This is a genomic window from Faecalibacterium langellae, from assembly GCF_002549775.1.
GTDB classification, from domain to species: Bacteria; Bacillota; Clostridia; order Oscillospirales; family Ruminococcaceae; genus Faecalibacterium; species Faecalibacterium langellae.
This window is the reverse complement of the sequence record NZ_NMTR01000064.1, coordinates 1-1,078: the sequence shown is the minus strand read 5'-3', so window position 1 is coordinate 1,078 and position 1,078 is coordinate 1. Positions and strand designations below refer to the sequence as shown.

Genomic DNA, 1,078 nt, shown 5'->3' with positions numbered 1-1,078 from the left:
CTTCGAGGAGGACTCCTTTAGGAATACGTGCACCCAAAGCTTTATATTTACGTGGATTTTTGAGGAAATCTACTATTTCTACAAGTTCTTCTTTTTCTTCTTCTGCACCGGCTACATCTGTAAAGCGAACTTTAATATTTTCTTTTGACTGAGCTTTAGCACGATTACGGCCAAAGTTCATGGCACCGCGATTACCACCTTGATTCATCATAAAAATGAAAAAAATAGCAATACCAATCAAAGGAAGGTAACTAAAGAGATACGAAATCCAAGTACCACTTGAACTTTCACGTATCATTTTGATATTAACATTAGCTTTTTCTGAAGCTGACTGTAATGCCTGTATTATCGTTTCATTATGAAGCACAGTTGATGTAAATCTTTGTGTCTCTGACGATGCCCCACCTAAAAATGGCAAACTTAGGTCATTATCAACCTTTTCAGCCTTTTTGTAGTCTCCTTTAACTTCAATGATACTACCATTAGGTTGATAGGTAATTGATTTTACCTTACCATCTTCAATTTTCTTAATCAACTGGGTATAAGATAATTGTTGACTTGGACTTTGACTTTCTCCAACAAAATACTGTACTGCCGTTACAACTGCAATAATCATTACGATGTAAAGGAAAGCATTCCGTAAGAAGCTATTATTATTTTTATTATTCATAAGTTAATTAGCCCTTTACTTATTATAAATTTCTTCTTTTAGGACACCAACGTAAGGAAGGTTACGGTATTTTTCATCATAATCTAGTCCGAAACCAACAATAAATTCGTTAGGGACATCATAACATACATAATCAGCCTCAATATCCACGACGCGACCCTCTGGCTTATCAAAAAGAGTTGCAATTTTTACTGAGCTTGCTTTGCGGTATTTGAACATATCTCGAAGATAAAGGAGCGTACGACCCGTATCGATGATATCTTCAATAAAAATAACGTCTCTCCCTTCGATATTAGTATCTACATCCTTAAGAATCTTTACTTCACCACTGCTGACAATCCCGCCACCATAGCTTGAAACAACCATAAAGTCCATCTCAATATGTGTATCAATATGTTTGATAAGTTC

The 1,078-nt window shown here is 35.4% G+C and carries 2 protein-coding genes; both read right to left on the bottom strand.

Translation table 11 applies throughout. The features are described 5' to 3' along the window. On the bottom strand, nt 1-670 hold a 670-nt coding region (locus CGS49_RS13685; protein ID WP_179859095.1), incomplete at its 3' end, for an ATP-dependent metallopeptidase FtsH/Yme1/Tma family protein. 15 nt (nt 671-685) lie between these two features. Beyond that, nucleotides 686-1,078: hypoxanthine phosphoribosyltransferase (gene hpt / locus CGS49_RS13680; protein ID WP_097802305.1), on the bottom strand; the 393-nt coding region annotated here is incomplete at its 5' end.